The organism is Spongiactinospora sp. TRM90649, assembly GCF_029382225.1.
Lineage (GTDB): Bacteria > Actinomycetota > Actinomycetes > Streptosporangiales > Streptosporangiaceae > Spongiactinospora.
This window is the reverse complement of record NZ_JARLTC010000048.1, coordinates 19,430-35,426: the sequence shown is the minus strand read 5'-3', so window position 1 is coordinate 35,426 and position 15,997 is coordinate 19,430. Positions and strand designations below refer to the sequence as shown.

Sequence of the window (15,997 nt, the reverse complement as noted above, 5' to 3'; positions counted from 1 at the left end):
CATGTGCGCGGAGCGCGGACGCACGGCGCTACGGCTGCTGCCGGTCGGGCGGCGGGTTCTCCTGGGTGGGCAGGGTGCTCGGCTGCGGGTCGGGCCCCTCGCCGGGGTCGGGGACATCGGTCGGGCTGGGCGCCGGATCGGTGGGCTCGCCCGTCGGCTCGCCGGTGGGCTCACCGGTCGGCGGCGGCTCGCTGGGCGAGGGCGTGGCGGACGGCTCGTACGGCATCGACGGGGTGGGGTCGAACCTGGGCCGGGGCTCCCTGATCACCCTGGAGCGCCGCTCGGTGGGCTCGCGCGGCACGTAACTGGGCGCGGTGCTCTGGGGCGTGGCCGGGGCGACCGGTTCGACCGTGCGCTCGACGGGGACGACCGGCTCGGCGACGGGCCGCTGGATCCACACCATCGCGCCCAGCGACAGGGTGGCGAGCACCGCGGCGCCGGCGCTGGCGAACATGGTCACCGCCCGCTTGCGGCGGCGTGCGCCCACGTCCGAGCGCCCCGAGAGGTCGGCGGAGGCGAGGGTCGCGGGCTCCGTGCCGGTCGCCCGCGGCGCGATCGCCGGGGCGGGCGCGGGCAGCGGGGTCGCCGACGGGTCGCCCCCGGCACGGCGGGCGGCGGCGGCCATCGCCGAGGCGGACGGCCAGCGCGCCGCCGGATCTTTGCTCATCGCGCGCATCACGACCTGCCCCTGCGCGGCGGGGATCTCGGCGGGCAGCGGCGCCGGCTCGGCGTTCATGTGCTTCAGCAGGATTTGGACGGCCGTTTCACCCTCGAACGGCAGCCGCCCGGTCAGGCACTGGTAGCCGACCACGCCGAGCGCGTAGACGTCGGCGGCCGGGGTGATCTCGCCGCCCGACGCCTGCTCAGGCGCGCAGTAGCCGACCGACCCCAGGACCATTCCCCGGGTGGTGAGCTGGTGTCCCGACGCGGAGCGGGCGATGCCGAAGTCGGTCAGCGCCAGCCGGCCGTCGGGGCGCACCATCAGGTTGCCCGGCTTGACGTCGCGGTGCACGATGCCCTGCTCGTGGGCGGCGGCGAGTGCCTCGCCCGCCTCGGCCACCATCCGCATCGCGGTCTCGGCCGGGACCGCTCCACGCCGCAGCAGCCGGTCGAGGGACTCGCCCTCGACGTACTCCATGACCAGGTAGCTGACGTCGCTGCCGTCGGGCAGCGGGCAGGAGCCGTAGTCGTAGACGTCGACCACGCCGGGGTGGTGGAGGGTGGCCATGGCCCTGGCCTCGGCCAGGAAACGGGCCTCGAAACCGGGGTCCTCCATCAGCGCGGGCAGCAGGACCTTGACGGCCACCGTACGGCCGAGCACCACGTCCCGCGCCCGCCAGACCTCGCCCATGCCGCCGCCGCCGATGCGGCTTTCGAGCTGGTACCGGTCGTCGAGTCGAGTCTCCGGTCCGAGCACGGCCAAACCCCCGGATGTTAGTGCCCCCAAAGGATCCTGTCAGCGAGGAACCCCGACAAATGTCAAGTCACGAGGCTATCAGGAGTTGGATGATCACGAACGGTTAACCTTTTCGGTCCTTCCGCTGACCGGAAACCCCGGGTGACCGGCCCGCCGGGACGGGCCGGTCACCGGAATCCGTGCCTACTCGCCCGAGGCCGCGGCCAGGTCGCGCGCGCGGGCGCGCAGCGCGCGGCTGATGCCGTCGGCCCCCTCGAGCAGCAGGCGGCGCAGCGCGTGCGGGGGGTTCTCCGCGGCGATGTACTCGTTGACGCGCTCCACCGTGCTCTGCTCGATCAGCAGCGCGGGGAAGCAGCCGACGACGAAGTTCTGCGCCGTGTCGGAGGTCCAGGACTTCCAGATCCGGCCCGCCTCGGCCAGGTGACGCTCGGCGTAGGGGACCAGCAGGGCGACGTGGTGCGGGTCCATGAAGCCGACGATCGTGGAACGCAGCAGCGCGCCGCTCAGCTCGCCGCCGACGAGCCGCTCCCAGCAGGCCGCCTTGGCCTCGGCCGTCGGGATCGAGGCGCGGCACAGCGCCGCCGAGCGCTCGCCGGTGGCGGTGGCGTCGCGCCGCAGCTCGGCCTCGATGTCGGCCTCGCCGAGGACGCCGCCGGAGACCAGCGCGTGGATGAGGGTCCAGCGCAGGTCGGCGTCCACGGTCAGGCCGTCGGGCACGGACCGGCCGTCGAGGATGTCGCGCAGGTATTCCAGCTCGCCGTCGGAGGTGGCCACCGCGCTGAACGCGTTGACGTAGGCGAGCTGGTGGTCGGAGCGCGGCTCGGCCGTGGCGATCAGCTCGCGCAGCCGGGAGGCCAGCTCGTCGAGCCCGGCCACCCGCCACGCCGGGTCGGCGTACTGCTGGACGGCCAGCCGCGCCTGCCGCAGCACCGTCTGCGCGACCGTGATGTCCTTGATCGAGGTCACCCCGGAGCACACCAGCTTGACGTAGTCGCGGGCCGCCATCTCGGCGTCTCGCGTCATGTCCCACGCCGCCGACCAGCACAAGGCCCTGGGCAGGGAGTCGGCGATGCAGGAGATGCCGCCCTCTACCAGCGTGCGAAGCGACCCCTCGTCAAGACGGATCTTGGCGTAGGTCAGGTCGTCGTCGTTCAGCAGGACCAGGTCGGGCCGGCGCACGCCGACCAGCTCGGGCACCTGCGTGCGCGCGCCGACGACGTCGAGCTCGACCCGCTTGGTGCGGCGCAGCACGCCGTTGGTGAGGGAGTACAGGCCGATCGCCACACGGTGCGAGCGGAGCGTCGGGTGCGCCGAGGGCGCCTCCTGCATCACCGCGAACTCGGTGAAGCGGTCCTCGGCGTCGGTCTGGAAGTCGGGGCGCAGCGTGTTGACCCAGGTGGTCTCCAGCCATTCCTTGGACCACGAGGTGAGGTCGCGGCCGGAGGTGCGCTCCAGCGCCGACAGCAGGTCGGCCAGGGTGGTGTTGCCCCAGGCGTGCTCGTTGAAGTAGTCGCGTACCCCGGCGAGGAAGTTGTCCAGGCCGACGTAGGCGACGAGCTGCTTGAGGACCGACGCGCCCTTGGCGTAGGTGATGCCGTCGAAGTTGACCTCCACCGCCTGCATGTCCACGATGTCGGCGGCGATGGGGTGCGTGGAGGGAAGCTGGTCCTGCCGGTAGGCCCACGACTTCTCCACGTTGGCGAAGGTGGTCCACGCGCCCTGCCCCCACCGGGTGGCCTCGGCCTGGCACAGCACCGACATGTAGGTGGCGAACGACTCGTTCAGCCACAGGTCGTCCCACCAGCGCATGGTGACCAGGTCGCCGAACCACATGTGCGCCATCTCGTGCAGGATCGTCTCGGCGCGGCGCTCCACCATGGCGTCGGTGACGCGCGAGCGGAAGACGTAGTCCTCCAGGAAGGTCACGCAGCCGGCGTTCTCCATCGCGCCCGCGTTGAACTCGGGCACGAAGAGCTGGTCGTACTTGCCGAAGGGGTAGCGCAGGCCGAAGACCCGGTGGAAGAAGTCGAAGCCCTGCTTGGTGACCTCGAAGATGTTCTCCGGGTCGAGGTGCTCGGCGATCGAGGAACGGCAGTAGATGCCGAGCGGGATGCCGTCGTGCTCGTCGGTCACCTTGTAGTACGGCCCGGCGACCAGCGCGGTGATGTAGGTGGACATCACCGGGGTGGGCGGGAAGTGCCAGCGCTTGGCGGCCTGGAGCGTGCCGTGGCGCCCCTGGTGCTCGGGGAGTTCCTCGGCGGCGTCGGCGGCGGCGTTGGACACGACCTCCCAGTCGCCGGGGGCGAGCACGGTCAGCTCGAAGGTCGCCTTGAGATCGGGCTGGTCGAAACAGGCGTACATCCGGTGGGCGTCCGCCGTCTCGAACTGCGTGTGCAGGTAGACCTTGTGGTCGACCGGGTCTACGAATCGGTGCAGGCCCTCGCCGGTGCGCATGTAGGCGCAGTCGGCGTCGATGATCAGCTCATTCTCGTCGGCCAGAGCGTCGAGCGGGAACCTGCCGGTCTCGGCGTCGTAGGCCGAGACGTCGAGGTCACGGCCGTTCAGCGAGACCCGGCGGACGTGCGCACCTGCGAGGTCGACGAAGGTGGCGGCGCCGGGCCGCACTGCCGTGAACCTGACCGTGGTGACGCTTTCGAACTGCTCCTCGCCCTCCGTGAGGTCCAGCGCGACCGTGTAGGAATGGACCTTCAGCAGCCGGGCACGCTCCCGGGCCTCTTCGCGGGTGAGATTGCCTGCCACATGTACTCCTCTTGACACACCTTGACGCAGCGTCATCACACGGTATTCGCCCGCTCCTGACGGACGGATGCTCTGAATCCTGCCACGCCGGGTGGGGGAATGTCGCACCTGGAAGATCGGGTTATGTCAGGTTGACATGGCCCATCGCGATCAGGGAGCCGACCATGACAGAGCGTAGTTCTGGACGAGTCCCGGTAAGTCTGTGGTTCGACCCGCTTTGTCCCTGGGCATGGCTCACTTCCAGGTGGTTGCTGGAGGTCGAGCGGGTCCGCCCGGTCGAGCCGCGGTTCCACCTCATGAGCCTCTCCGTGCTCAACGAGAACAAGAACGAGAACCTCACCGCGGAACGCCGGGCGCGTCTCGCCGGCGGGATGGCCCCGGTCCGCGTGCTCGCCGCCGCGGCCGCCCGGTACGGCGAAGCGGTGCTCGCCCCGCTCTACACCGAGATCGGCACCCGCTTGCACAACCAGGGCGGCCTGAAGGACCGTTCCCAGGTCCCCGCCATCCTGCGCGACTCGCTCACCGCGGCGGGCTTCGATCCCGTCCTCACCGAGGCGGCCGGGTCCACCGAGTTCGACGCGGAGATCCGCCGTTCCCACGGCGAGGGCATCGGACTGGTCGGCGAGGAGGTCGGCACCCCGGTCATCGCCGTCGGCACGGGCGGCGACGGCGACCGGATCGCCTTCTTCGGGCCGGTCGTCACCCCCGCGCCCAAGGGCGAGGCGGCCGGGCGGCTGTGGGACGGCCTGCTCCTGGTGGCCGGCACCGACGGCTTCTTCGAGGTCAAACGCACACGTACCCGGCGCCCCACCTTCGACTGACGCGCCCACCACCGACCCTCTAGCGGCATTCGCTCGCCAACCACCGGCGGGCACGCAAGGATGGGGGGCATGCGTCACCAGTATGTGAACGGAGTGTGGTCGCCGTCCGCCTCCGGCGAGTGGATCGACGTCGTGAACCCCGCCACGGAGGAACCCTTCGAGAGGGTCCCCGCGGGTTCGCCTGACGACGTGGAATCCGCGGTGGCGGCGGCCCGTGCCGCGTTCACCGGCTGGGCGGACACCGCGCCCGGTGAGCGGGGCAAGATCCTCGCCACCGCGGCCGAGCTGATCCGGGCGCGCTCCGACCGCATCGCGCGCACGATCACCACCGACATGGGCGCGCCCTACGCCATGGCGCTGAAGGTCCAGACGCTGATGCCGGCCGGGGTGCTGGCCTCCTACGCCCAGCTCGCCGAGACCTACGACTTCGACGGCGAGCCGGTCGGCAACTCGCGGGTCGTGCGCGAGCCCGCGGGCGTCGTCGGCGCGATCACACCGTGGAACTACCCGCTGCACCAGATCGTGTGCAAGGTCGCGCCCGCCCTGGCGGCCGGGTGCACCGTCGTGCTCAAGCCCAGCGAGATCGCGCCCATGGCGGCCTACGCGTTCGCCGAGATCCTGCACGAGGCGGGGCTGCCGCCCGGCGTCTTCAACATGGTCTGCGGCAGGGGCCCGGTGGTCGGCGAGGCGGTCGCCGCCCATCCCGGCGTCGACATGGTGTCCTTCACCGGTTCTACCCGCGCCGGGCGCAGGGTGGCCGCGCTGGCCGCCGAGACGGTCAAACGGGTCGCCCTGGAGCTGGGCGGCAAGTCGGCGACGCTGATCCTCCCCGACGCCGACCTCGCCGCGGCGGTCAAGGTCGGCGTGGCCGGGGCGTTCATCAACTCCGGGCAGACGTGCTCCGCGCTCACCCGCATGATCGTCCACCGCGACAGCTACGACGAGGTCGTGGGCATGGCCGTCGAGGCGGCGGCCAGGCAGACCGTGGGCGACCCGCTCGACGAGGGCACCCGGCTCGGGCCGCTGGTCTCGGCCACCCAGCGGGAGCGGGTGATCCGCTACATCAACCGGGGCGAGGAGGAGGGCGCGCGGCTGGTCGCCGGGGGCACCGAGCGGCCCTTCGACGTCGGCTACCACGTGCTGCCCACGGTCTTCGCGGGCGTCGCGCCCGGCATGACGATCGAGCAGGAGGAGATCTTCGGGCCGGTCCTGTCGATCATTCCGTACACGCGGGTGGACGAGGCGGTCGAGATCGCCAACGGCACGCCGTACGGGCTGTCCGGCGCGGTCTGGGCGGGCTCGCGTGAGCGCGCGGTCGAGGTCGCGCGGCGGCTGCGCACCGGCCAGGTGGCGATCAACGGCGGCCGGTTCAACCCGATGGCGCCGTTCGGCGGCTACAAGCACTCCGGGATCGGCCGCGAGCTGGGCACCTACGGCCTTGAGGAATACCTGGAGCTCAAGGCGCTGCACCTGTAGCTGGAACCCCCGGCATTGCCGAAGGGCCCGGCTTGGGGGAGTCTGAGGTCAGGGCGGCGAAAGGCGGTGCGGGGTGCGTCGGATCAGCGCCTTCGATGTGGTGGTCGCGGTGGGCGGGCTGGTGCTGGTCCTGCTGGCCGCGCAGAACGTCGGTCCGGCGGTGGCCGCGGCGCGCGGCGACGGCGTCTACGGCGGCTTCACCGCCCTCCGCCTGGAGTGCGTCAACCACGCGGGGCACGAGCAGTGCACCTGGCTCGGCGACTTCCGATCCGACGACGGCACGGTGCGCCGTGACGGCATCGCCTTCTACGGCTCCGACCGCACCATGTTCGAGCGGGGCGAGCCGACGCGCGCCTTCGACACCGGCCGCCCCGGCCACGTCTACGGGCCGGGCGGGTCGAACGAGTGGGCCGTGGTCGCGCTGCTGCTGCTCGCCGGGGCCGGGCTGACGGCCTGGCCGCTGTTCCGCCACCGCCGCCGTGCCCGCCGAGATGCCCGCCCCGTGCCCGAGCCGCAGGACGCCTGAGCGGCTCAGGGGGTCTTGAGCAGCACCGCGCGGGCGGCGTCCTTGGGCAGGCGGTCCACGTAGAGCATGCCGTCGAGGTGGTCGGTCTCGTGCTGGAAGCAGCGGGCGAGCGAGCCCCTGGCCTTGATCCGCACCGGACGGCCGAGCCGGTCGAGGCCGGTCACCGTGACGCCGGAGGTGCGCGGGGTCTTGGCGTAGAGCGGCGTCCGCGTCTCGCGGTCGGGCACCGACAGGCAGCCCTCGTCGTCTACCATCGGCTCCGGATCGTCCACGGTGAGGCTGGGATTGATCACATGCCCCTTCCGCCGGGCGATGTCGTAGACGAACACGCGGCGTGACACGCCGATCTGCGGCCCGGCCAGCCCGACGCCGTCCACCGCGTACATCGCGGCGAACATCTCGTCGATGAGGCGGCGCAGGTCGCGGTCGAAGTCGGTGACCGGCTCGGCGGGAGTGCGCAGGACCGGGTCGCCGATCGTCCGGATGTCACGCATCGAGGCTCTCCTGTAAGGGACGAAGGGGGTTTGTGTCTCTTACTCTAGCTGTGCCGGGGTCCGTTCCGGCGGCCGAACCTGCGACACTGGGTCGGTGCGTGTCTACATCGCTGCCGACCATGCCGGCTATGAACTGAAGAACCACCTGGCCTCCTGGCTGAAGGAGCACGGCGACGAGGTGACCGACTGCGGCCCGTTCGTCTACGACGCCGAGGACGACTACCCCGCGTTCGTGCTGCGCGCGGCCGAGGGGGTGGCCGGAGACCCCGGCAGCCTGGGCATCGTCATCGGCGGTTCGGGCAACGGCGAGCAGATCGCGGCCAACAAGGTGCGCGGCATCCGGGCGGCGCTGGCCTGGAGCGAGCAGACCGCCGAGCTGGCCCGCGAGCACAACGACGCCAACGTGATCAGCCTGGGCGCGCGGATGCACACCCAGGAGGAGGCGACCCGGTTCGTCGAGGTCTTCCTCGGCACCGCCTACTCCGGCGCCACGCGGCACAGCAGGCGCATCGCCCAGCTCGACGCCTACGAGACCATCGGGCAGCTTCCCTCGCTGCCCTCCTGATCCCGGCCGCCGCGCTCGTGACCGCGGCCTAGCGCGCGCCGGGCGCCTCCCGGGGCGCCTGGCCGCGGCGCGGCTCGCGCCGCGGCATCTCATCGCGCAGCGGGCGCCGGTCGGCGTGCTCCTGCTGCTCCTTGGTCGGGCGGGACACATCGCGCGCCCGCATCGCGGTCACGGCGGTGATCTGCAAGCTCTGCAGGGCCATCCTCGAACTCTAGAACACCGCCCCGCGCGTGTCAGCGCACCGGATCAGAAGACCAGCCCGCACCAGGGACGCGGTTCCCAGGACATCGCCGTCGACAGCCGTGCCAGCGCCCCCCGAGTCAGCTCGGCGGCCCCTCCCGCCGCCGCGAGCGGGGTCAGCGGACGCCCGCCCAGGTAGGCCGCCGCCAGCGAATCGGCGGGCAGCGCCACGTCGGCCGGGTCGGTGGTGCGCTCGCACACCGATCCTGAAGGATCGGCCGACAGCCGCCAGCGGCCCTCGTTCCACGGGCACACCGGATCGGTCAGCTCGATCACCGTGTCCACCTCGGTGGCGTATCGCCGTGACGCCAGCGCCTGCCCGGCGTCCACCAGCCGTAGCCACAGGTCGTCGGAGTAGATCGCGCCCAACTGGCGGGGATCGGCGACGAGGTGGAGCAGCGGGTCGTCCACTGGACGGTTGCCCGCCACGACGGTGGCCACCAGGTCGCGGTCCAGCACCTGCCGCCAGATCAGCGCGTAGGCGGCCGGGTCGAGGGCGGCCAGGTCTTCCAGCCGCAGCACGCCGTCCGGCACGTCGTGCTCGGTCGCGCCCCGGCGAATGCGGAACATGGCGTAGCCGCGCGGCCCCGCGTCGTCCTCCACCAGGACGCAGCGCAGCGAGCCGTAGCCGCCGGCGGACCGGTCGTCATGGAACAGCAGGTCCCAGCGGAACGTGTCGCGGCGGTACATGCCGGGCCGGGCGGGCCACGCCGCGTCGTGGACCTTCTCCATGTCGGCCCTGGCCGCGGCGGGCGTGGCGATGCGCACCCGCAGGGCGGGGTCGCGCGGGGCCGAGTCGCGGAAGGCGGATCGGTTCGTGGGGATGCGGAGGGCGAGGCGGTCGGCCGCCCGGCCGTAACCGTAGCGCCCGTAGATGGGGGCCTCGGACGCGTACAGCGCGGCGATCGGCTCGCCGCGTTCGCGCACGCCGGCGAGCTGGGCGCGCATCAGCCCGCGCAGCACGCCCCGTCGGCGGTGACTCGGCAGGACGGCCACGCCGGTGACACCGGCGGCGGAGAGCGTCGCGCCGGGCACCGCCATGCTGAAGGCCAGGGAGATCGCGCCGCCGATCAGGACGTCGTCGTCGTAGGCGCCCAGCGACCTGTCGAAGTCGACCGAGGCCCGCAACCGCTGGAGGTGTTCCTCCGGCATGTCGCTGACGAACGCCTCCTGCGCGATCATGGCCCATTCCTGCCACTCCGCCGCGCCGATGGGGCGGATGGTGAAAGCGTTCATGTTCGACCTTGTATCACAGGGGTCCGTCACCGTCGCGTGCCGGGGATCCCCGCCCACGCCGGGGATCCCGCGCTCGCGCACCACTTCCTACCTGGGGGAACGTCTCGGTCGAAAAAGGTTCAATGATCAAGGTCTTGGTCAAGTGGGCTGCCCAAGAGGGGCCGCGCCCGATACAGTCGAGCGCATCATGAGTTCCCGTCCGGCGCCGCTGATCCCTCCCCGGCTCCGCGCGATCCTGGTCCGCGTGCCGTTTCTGGTACGCATCGTACGTTTCGTACGCCGCGGGCCCCTGGCCCGTGACCGCAACCTGCTCATCAGCCTGAGCGTGCTCGCGCTGGTGATCGGCGGCTTGGCCGCGCGCGTGTCCGCGGAGTGGTTCTCTCCCGCACTGCTCATCCTGATCACCCTGGTCGGGGGCCTGCAGTTACGGCTGCGCAGCCTCGCCGTCCTCATCGGCGCCGTCGTGGTCGCGCTCGGCTACGTCGCGTTGGTCCGCGGGCAGGGGCACGTCGGCTTCGGCCTGCTGGTCACGATGGTGTGCACCACGGCGCTGGCCGCGATGATGTCCCGCACCCGGGGCAAGCTCGGCGTGCAGGGGCTGCGCGGCGACGCGATGCTGCTCGAACTGCGCGACCGGCTGAAGAGCCAGAGCGAGCTGCCCGCGCTGCCGCGCGACTGGGGCGCCAAGGTGGTGCTCAAGCAGGCCGGCGGGTCGTCCTTCGGCGGCGACTTCGTGGTGTCCATGCGCGAGGCCGACCGGCTGGAGCTGTCCCTGGTGGACGTCTCCGGCAAGGGGGTCGACGCGGGCACCCGGGCGCTGCTGCTGTCGGGGGCGTTCGGCGGGCTGCTCGGCTCGGTGCCGGAGTTCCTGCCCGCGTGCAACACCTATCTGCACCGTCAGCGCGAGGGTGAGGGTTTCGTCACCGCCGTGCACCTGCGGCTCGACCTCTCCACGGGCGCGTACGTGATCACCTCCGCCGGGCACCCGCCGGTGGTCAAGTTCGAGGCCGGCACCGGGGCCTGGAAGGTCGCGGGCGCCAAGGGCGTGGTCCTCGGCGTGGTGCCCGACCTGCACTGCGAGGCCGACAGCGGGGTGCTGCGCAAGGGCGACGCCCTGCTCCTCTACACCGATGGTCTCATCGAGCAGCCGGGCCGCGACATCGACGCCGGGCTCGACCGGCTGCTGGGCGAGGCCGAGCGGCTGCTGGCCACGGGATACCGGGAGGGGGCGCGCGCCTTGGTCAACGCGATGTCCTCAGGTCACAACGACGACTGCGCGCTGGTCCTCATCTGGCGGCCGTGACGCTTGGTACGAACCGGGCTGGTCCGCTCAGGATTGGGCTAGCCTGTGGAGGGCACTCGTCTCATACCGAATATCGCTCGCGGCACCGGGGGTTTCATGGAGCTCTGGCTGAACATCGCCGGAATCCTCATCTTCCTCGTCGGACTGATGGTCTCCATCGCCCTGCACGAGATCGGGCACCTGGTGCCCGCGAAGCGCTTCGGCGTGCGGGTGCCGCAGTACATGGTGGGCTTCGGCGCCACCATGTGGTCGCGGCGCAAGGGTGAGACCGAGTACGGCATCAAGTGGATCCCGATGGGCGGCTACGTCCGCATGATCGGCATGCTCCCGCCGCGCCCGAACGACGACCCGAACACCCTGCGCGGCACCACCACGGGCATGTTCCAGGGGCTCGTGGACAGCGCGCGGGAGGCGTCGCTGGAGGAGATCCGTCCCGGCGACGAGAAGCGGGTCTTCTACCGCAAGGCGTGGTGGCAGAAGGCGATCATCATGACCGGCGGGCCGGCGATGAACTTCGTGCTGGCCTTCCTGCTGTACGCGGTGCTGCTGATGGGCTTCGGCGTGGCGACCTACCACACGGTGGTGAACACCGTTCCCGCGTGTGTGAAGACGGCCGCGGAGTTCCAGCGGAACAGCGCCTGCGGTCCCGGCGACCAGGCCAGCCCGGCGGCCAAGGCCGGGCTGCGGCCCGGCGACAAGATCCTCTCGGTGGACGGCAAGCAGGTCGCCGACTGGGACGCCGCGTCGCGGGCCATCCGCGCGGCGGGGGGCGGGCAGGTGGCCATCGGCATCGAGCGCGACGGCCGTCCGCTCGCGCTGAACGCCGAGCTGATCCCGCAGGACCGGCAGAGCCTCGACGACCCCAACAAGATCGACAAGGGCGTCGGCTATCTGGGCGTGACCCCGGTGGTCACCATGGAGCCGCAGGGCATCGGCGCGGTCGGCGCGCATATGGTCGACGTCACCCGGGCCACCGCGGCCTCGCTGGTCCGGCTGCCGGAGAAGATGGTGGGCGTCTGGGACGCCGCGTTCTCCGGCGAGAAGCGCGACCCGAACGGCCCGATCGGCATCGTGGGCGCGGGCAGGATCGGCGGTGAGATCGTCGCCTCCGACGCGCCGGTGCGCGACAAGATCGTGTTCTTCGTGAACCTGCTGGCCGGTTTCAACCTGGCGATCGGCATGTTCAACCTGTTGCCGCTGCTCCCACTGGACGGCGGGCACATCGTCGGCGCCCTCTGGGAGGGCGTCAAGCGCGGTTTCGCCAGGCTGTTCCGGCGACCCACCCCCGGCTACGTGGACATCGCCAAGCTGCTGCCGCTAACGTACGGCGTGGCGATGGTGATGATCGTGATGGCCGGGCTGCTGGCGTACGCCGACCTGGTGAATCCGATCCGCCTGTCGGGATGACGTTATATGTAGTCTACATATAACTCAGTGGTAATCTGGGACTGTGGAAGTGCAGCAGGCAACGACCGGAACCGCGATCGACGTCGCCCTCTTCCGGCTGCGCCGGATGTGGGCCAGGCCGCTGCGCCCGCGCAAGGTCGGTGATCCGGCGCGGCCCATCCAGATGTCCAACGTCATGGTCGTCGGCGCGGTCTCCCGGCTCGAACGGGAGTGCTCCGAGGTGACCGTCGGGGGGGTCGCCGAGCACATGGACGTCGATCCCTCGACCGCGAGCAGGCTCGTCAACGACGCGATCGCGGCCGGCTTCGTCGAGCGGGCCGCCTCCAACGTCGACGCCCGCAGGGTCCGCCTGGTGCCGAGCGAGGCGGGCAGGCGCGTGCTCGACGCCGTCACCCGCCATCGCCGGGGCTACCTCGACAGCCTCATGGCCGACTGGAGCCAGGACGACCGTGAGACGTTCGCCCGGCTGATCACCCGCCTGGCCGAGGCGTCGGTGGCCAGCCCCGCCGACCTCGCCCGGCTCGACGAGGTCATCGCCGAGGCCCTGGAGGGCTGACCCCGCCACCTCACGCCGTCCTAGTGCATTGAGATGTGCACGTGGTCGTAGTGGTTCTGGGTGACGCTTCCCCGGTCCGACATCGAGCGCCAGCCGGAGCCGCCGATCGTGTAGATCCGCTGCCGCCAGATGACGTACTTGACGCCGAGCTTGCCGCCGTTGTTGATCGCCCACAGCGCCATCGCGTCGCCGAGTGCCTTCTGCGGGGCCGACGGCATGGAGCCGCCCGAACTGAGCATGAAGTCGCACGCCCGGCCGAGAGGGTGCTCTCCGCCCCCTCCCGAGCGATAGCAGCCCACGGGGAAGGTCAGGGTGAACCGTTCCTTGAGCTCCGCGCGCATCTGGCGGGTGCGTGGGGTGATGTTGTCGCTGCCGGCGGGCAACTGGGGGGCCCAGGTGCCGTCCGCCCGCTTGCCCGAGCCGGCCTCGATGAGCTTGTCGAGCCGCTTCTCGATCTCCTTGATCAGCTCGCCGGCCTCCTCGCGGCGGCGTTCGACGTCCTCGGCCTGATCCCGGATGCGGGTGGTGAGCTCCGCCGCCTCGTCCGCGGCCTTCTTCTTGGTGTCGCGCGCGACGGCGTAGCCCTGCAGATAGGCGGTCTCCTCGGCGGCCATCTGCTCCAGCAGGGCCGCCCCGCCGATGCTCTTGCCGAACATCAGCGTCGGGAGGCTCACGTCGCTGCCCTGATATCGCATCCCGGCGATCTCGCCGATGCGGTCCTCGGCCTGGCGGTAGGCGCCCTCGGCCGTGCTCAGCTTCTCCTTGGCCTTCGCCTCGGCCTTCTTGGCGTCGGCCAGTTCCACGCGCTTGGCGTTGTACTGCTCGATCAGCCCGTCGACCTGCTTGTTCAGCTTGGCCAGTTGGGACTTCAGTTCTGACTTGCTCGGTTTCGGCGCCGCGGCGGCGATGCCTGCGGGAAACAGGACGACCGCTCCGGCGGTGGCCAGCGCACAGGCGGCTGCGATGGCATGGCGACGAAACGTGGGGGACGAAGCCACCACGCGCACTCCTCTCCTGACGCCTACCGGGTTAGCTGACGGGTTCGGGCTGGAGGTGCCCTACCGAGGCGGGGGGCCGCCGCGGATTCACCCCAGGTGCTCGGGTCCCCGGTTTCCGGGCGGGGGCTGCCCGGAATTAGGCGGTTCGACTATGACAACCGATGCGAGTGGATAGTAGTGGTAAACGGGGGGTAATGCGACATCAAGTTGGTACCAATTAGTGATCAGGTCGTGACCACTCTGCGCAAGAGATCGGCGGCGTCCTCGGGACGGACGTCGTTGACGAACGCGCCCATCGCCGACTCGGACCCAGCCAGGTGCTTTAGCCTGTTCGACGCTCGCCGGACACCGAACAGTTCCATGTGGGCGTACGAAAGTTTCCGGTCCGTCGAAATGGGCGCTTGGTGCCAGGCCGCGACGTACGGCATCGCCACCCCGAACAGCCCGTCCAGCCTGCGCAGAACGCCTGTGTAGAGGGGGCCGAAGGACGCCCGCTCGGCGGCGTCGAGCCCGCACAGGTCGGGCACCCGCCGGTGCGGGTAGATGTGCACCTCGAACGGCCAGCGCGCCGCCGCGGGCACGAACGCGGTCCAGTGGTCGTTCGCCGCCACCACCCGCACCCCGGCCTCCCGCTCGGCCGCCAGCACGTCGGCGAACAGATCCCGCCCGGTGCGCTCGGCGTGGCTCGCGGCCATCGCGAGCGTCCGGAGGGTACGCGGCGTCACGTAGGGATAGGCGTAGATCTGCCCGTGCGGATGCCCGAGCGTGATGCCGATCTCCCGGCCCCGGTTCTCGAAGCAGAAGACCTGCTCCACGCCGGGCAGCGCGGACAGCTCGGCCGTACGGTCGGCCCATGCCTCCATGACCAGCGCGGCCCGGCCGGGGGAGAGGTCGGCGAAGGACGCCTCGTGGTCGGAGGTGAAGCAGACCACCTCACACCGCCCGATCCCCGGACGCACCTCGCTGAGCCCGCCCGCCTGCGCGAGGTCGCCGGGCGTGGCGGAGAAGGACGGGAAGCGGTTCTCGAAGACCACCACGTCGTAGTCGGCGGACGGGATCTCGGTGGGCCTGCCGGGGGTGGACGGGCACAGCGGGCACGCGTCGGCCGCCGGATGGAAGGTGCGGTTCTGCCGGTGGCCCGCGATGGCGACCCAGTCGCCGGTGAGCGGGTCGCGGCGCAGCTCGGAGGCGGGCGGGCGGGGCGGCAGGTCGCGCAGGTCGGGCGCGGACCGGTCGGCGTCGTCGCGGCGGTCGAAGTAGATCAGCTCGCGGCCGTCGGCCAGCCGCGTGACCGTGCGTTTCACGGGCCGTCTCCGGAGCCGGCCGCCCGGCCGTCGCTCCCGGCGACGATCAGCTCGCCCGCGGCGGCGGCCAGCTCGTCTCTGGCCTGACGGCACAGGCCGTCGTCGGTGACCACCACGTGCGCCTCGGACAGCTCCGCGATGGTGCTGATGCCCACCAGCCCCCACTTGGTGTGGTCGGCGGGCACGACCAGCCGGCGCGCGCAGGCGATCAGCTCACGGTCGGTCTCGGCCTCCAGCAGGTTGGGCGTGGTGAACCCGGCCCGCACGCTCATCCCGTGGACGCCCAGGAACAGCGTGTCCACGTGCAGCCGGCGGATCGCCGCCACCGCCACCGGGCCGACCAGCGCGTCGGAGGGGGTGCGCACCCCGCCGGTCAGCACCACCGTGCGGTCGGCGCGCGGCGCGCGGTGGAACACATCGGCGACCCGGATCGAGTTGGTGATGACCGTCAGGTCGGCGATCTCGACCAGGTGGCGGGCGAGGGTCCAGATGGTGGTGCCCGCCGACAGCGCGACGGCGGTGCCCGGCCGTACCAGGCGGGCGGCCTCGCGTGCGATCGCGTCCTTCTCCAATTGCTGGCGGACCGACTTGGCGGCGAACCCCGGCTCCTCGGTGGACCCGGGACCGGTCGCGGTGGCTCCGCCGTGCACCTTGGCCACGAGCCCGCGCTCGGCCAGGACCTCAAGGTCGCGGCGGATCGTCATGTCGGAGACGCCGAGCTCGCGCACCAGGTCGGCGACGCGGACGCCGCCGCTCGCGCGCACCCGCTCAAGGATCGCCTGACGACGCTGCTGGGCGAGCATCACCACTCCTTCAAACAGATTCCACCAAATTATGACACGGAAACCGACACGTGCTGTTGGAATCTGATGGTGGCCGGGGAAACATGCCGGA

Annotated in this window: 15 protein-coding genes and 1 riboswitch; of the genes, 7 read left to right on the top strand and 8 right to left on the bottom strand. The window is 71.3% G+C overall.

Features of this window, described 5'->3' with window-relative positions; genetic code table 11:
- Positions 1-28 precede the first annotated feature (28 nt).
- Both P3X83_RS39640 and pepN read right to left on the bottom strand, forming a co-directional pair.
- Complete coding sequence (locus P3X83_RS39640; protein WP_277310579.1) at positions 29-1,417, bottom strand: protein kinase; 1,389 nt, start codon at positions 1,415-1,417, stop codon at positions 29-31.
- Between the two features lie 183 nt (positions 1,418-1,600).
- The gene (gene pepN / locus P3X83_RS39635) at positions 1,601-4,177 is read right to left on the bottom strand and encodes an aminopeptidase N (protein ID WP_277310553.1); all 2,577 of its coding nucleotides are present in this window, start codon (positions 4,175-4,177) and stop codon (positions 1,601-1,603) included.
- A gap of 296 nt (positions 4,178-4,473) precedes the next feature.
- Between pepN and P3X83_RS39630 the strand changes: the two genes are divergently transcribed.
- The 3 genes from P3X83_RS39630 (at position 4,474) to P3X83_RS39620 (ending at position 7,000) form a co-directional block, all read left to right on the top strand.
- Complete coding sequence (locus P3X83_RS39630) at positions 4,474-4,998, top strand: disulfide bond formation protein DsbA (protein WP_346742787.1); 525 nt, start codon at positions 4,474-4,476, stop codon at positions 4,996-4,998.
- Between the two features lie 69 nt (positions 4,999-5,067).
- A complete protein-coding gene (locus P3X83_RS39625) occupies positions 5,068-6,474 on the top strand; it encodes an aldehyde dehydrogenase family protein (RefSeq protein ID WP_277310551.1) in 1,407 nt (468 codons plus the stop codon).
- Positions 6,475-6,547: 73 nt separating this feature from the next.
- Positions 6,548-7,000 (top strand): hypothetical protein, encoded by a 453-nt coding sequence (locus P3X83_RS39620; protein ID WP_277310550.1) that lies wholly within the window; start codon positions 6,548-6,550, stop codon positions 6,998-7,000.
- A 5-nt stretch (positions 7,001-7,005) separates the two neighbouring features.
- Here P3X83_RS39620 and def read toward each other — a convergent pair whose 3' ends face one another.
- The gene (gene def / locus P3X83_RS39615) at positions 7,006-7,494 is read right to left on the bottom strand and encodes a peptide deformylase (RefSeq protein ID WP_277310549.1); all 489 of its coding nucleotides are present in this window, start codon (positions 7,492-7,494) and stop codon (positions 7,006-7,008) included.
- A 94-nt stretch (positions 7,495-7,588) separates the two neighbouring features.
- Between def and P3X83_RS39610 the strand changes: the two genes are divergently transcribed.
- A complete protein-coding gene (locus P3X83_RS39610; protein WP_277310548.1) occupies positions 7,589-8,059 on the top strand; it encodes a ribose-5-phosphate isomerase in 471 nt (156 codons plus the stop codon).
- A 28-nt stretch (positions 8,060-8,087) separates the two neighbouring features.
- Here the strand turns inward: P3X83_RS39610 and P3X83_RS39605 are convergent, their stop codons facing one another.
- Both P3X83_RS39605 and P3X83_RS39600 read right to left on the bottom strand, forming a co-directional pair.
- Positions 8,088-8,261, bottom strand: coding sequence for a hypothetical protein (locus P3X83_RS39605; RefSeq protein ID WP_277310547.1), 174 nt, complete (start codon positions 8,259-8,261; stop codon positions 8,088-8,090).
- Between the two features lie 44 nt (positions 8,262-8,305).
- A complete protein-coding gene (locus P3X83_RS39600) occupies positions 8,306-9,535 on the bottom strand; it encodes a GNAT family N-acetyltransferase (protein ID WP_277310546.1) in 1,230 nt (409 codons plus the stop codon).
- Positions 9,536-9,722: 187 nt separating this feature from the next.
- On the opposite strand from P3X83_RS39600, the gene P3X83_RS39595 reads away from it, so the two are divergent.
- The 3 genes from P3X83_RS39595 (at position 9,723) to P3X83_RS39585 (ending at position 12,801) form a co-directional block, all read left to right on the top strand.
- On the top strand, positions 9,723-10,838 hold the full coding sequence (locus P3X83_RS39595; protein ID WP_277310545.1) for a PP2C family protein-serine/threonine phosphatase: 1,116 nt from the start codon (positions 9,723-9,725) through the stop codon (positions 10,836-10,838).
- 96 nt (positions 10,839-10,934) lie between these two features.
- Complete coding sequence (locus P3X83_RS39590; protein WP_277310544.1) at positions 10,935-12,245, top strand: site-2 protease family protein; 1,311 nt, start codon at positions 10,935-10,937, stop codon at positions 12,243-12,245.
- A gap of 43 nt (positions 12,246-12,288) precedes the next feature.
- On the top strand, positions 12,289-12,801 hold the full coding sequence (locus P3X83_RS39585) for a MarR family winged helix-turn-helix transcriptional regulator (protein ID WP_277310543.1): 513 nt from the start codon (positions 12,289-12,291) through the stop codon (positions 12,799-12,801).
- A gap of 20 nt (positions 12,802-12,821) precedes the next feature.
- Here the strand turns inward: P3X83_RS39585 and P3X83_RS39580 are convergent, their stop codons facing one another.
- The 3 genes from P3X83_RS39580 to P3X83_RS39570 form a co-directional block, all read right to left on the bottom strand.
- Positions 12,822-13,802 (bottom strand): hypothetical protein, encoded by a 981-nt coding sequence (locus tag P3X83_RS39580; protein ID WP_277310542.1) that lies wholly within the window; start codon positions 13,800-13,802, stop codon positions 12,822-12,824.
- A gap of 3 nt (positions 13,803-13,805) precedes the next feature.
- Positions 13,806-13,952, bottom strand: a riboswitch (cyclic di-AMP (ydaO/yuaA leader).
- Positions 13,953-14,023: 71 nt separating this feature from the next.
- Positions 14,024-15,103 carry a galactose-1-phosphate uridylyltransferase gene (gene galT / locus P3X83_RS39575; protein WP_277310541.1) on the bottom strand — a complete coding sequence of 360 codons (1,080 nt, stop codon included), beginning with the start codon at positions 15,101-15,103 and terminating at the stop codon, positions 14,024-14,026.
- Positions 15,100-15,906: a DeoR/GlpR family DNA-binding transcription regulator gene (locus tag P3X83_RS39570; protein ID WP_277310540.1), complete on the bottom strand. Its 807-nt coding sequence runs from the start codon at positions 15,904-15,906 to the stop codon at positions 15,100-15,102. The genes galT and P3X83_RS39570 overlap by 4 nt, the downstream gene beginning before the upstream one ends.
- Between the last annotated feature and the right edge of the window lie 91 nt (positions 15,907-15,997).

Bases quoted from the DNA above. Each gene is read 5' to 3' on its own strand.
- P3X83_RS39590 (WP_277310544.1), top strand. From the start codon at position 10,935: ATGGAGCTCTGGCTGAACATCGCCGGAATCCTCATCTTCCTCGTCGGA.
- P3X83_RS39600 (WP_277310546.1), bottom strand. From the start codon at position 9,535: ATGAACGCTTTCACCATCCGCCCCATCGGCGCGGCGGAGTGGCAGGAA.
- def (WP_277310549.1), bottom strand. From the start codon at position 7,494: ATGCGTGACATCCGGACGATCGGCGACCCGGTCCTGCGCACTCCCGCC.
- P3X83_RS39630 (WP_346742787.1), top strand. From the start codon at position 4,474: ATGAGCCTCTCCGTGCTCAACGAGAACAAGAACGAGAACCTCACCGCG.
- P3X83_RS39605 (WP_277310547.1), bottom strand. From the start codon at position 8,261: ATGGCCCTGCAGAGCTTGCAGATCACCGCCGTGACCGCGATGCGGGCG.
- P3X83_RS39625 (WP_277310551.1), top strand. From the start codon at position 5,068: ATGCGTCACCAGTATGTGAACGGAGTGTGGTCGCCGTCCGCCTCCGGC.
- P3X83_RS39595 (WP_277310545.1), top strand. From the start codon at position 9,723: ATGAGTTCCCGTCCGGCGCCGCTGATCCCTCCCCGGCTCCGCGCGATC.
- P3X83_RS39570 (WP_277310540.1), bottom strand. From the start codon at position 15,906: ATGCTCGCCCAGCAGCGTCGTCAGGCGATCCTTGAGCGGGTGCGCGCG.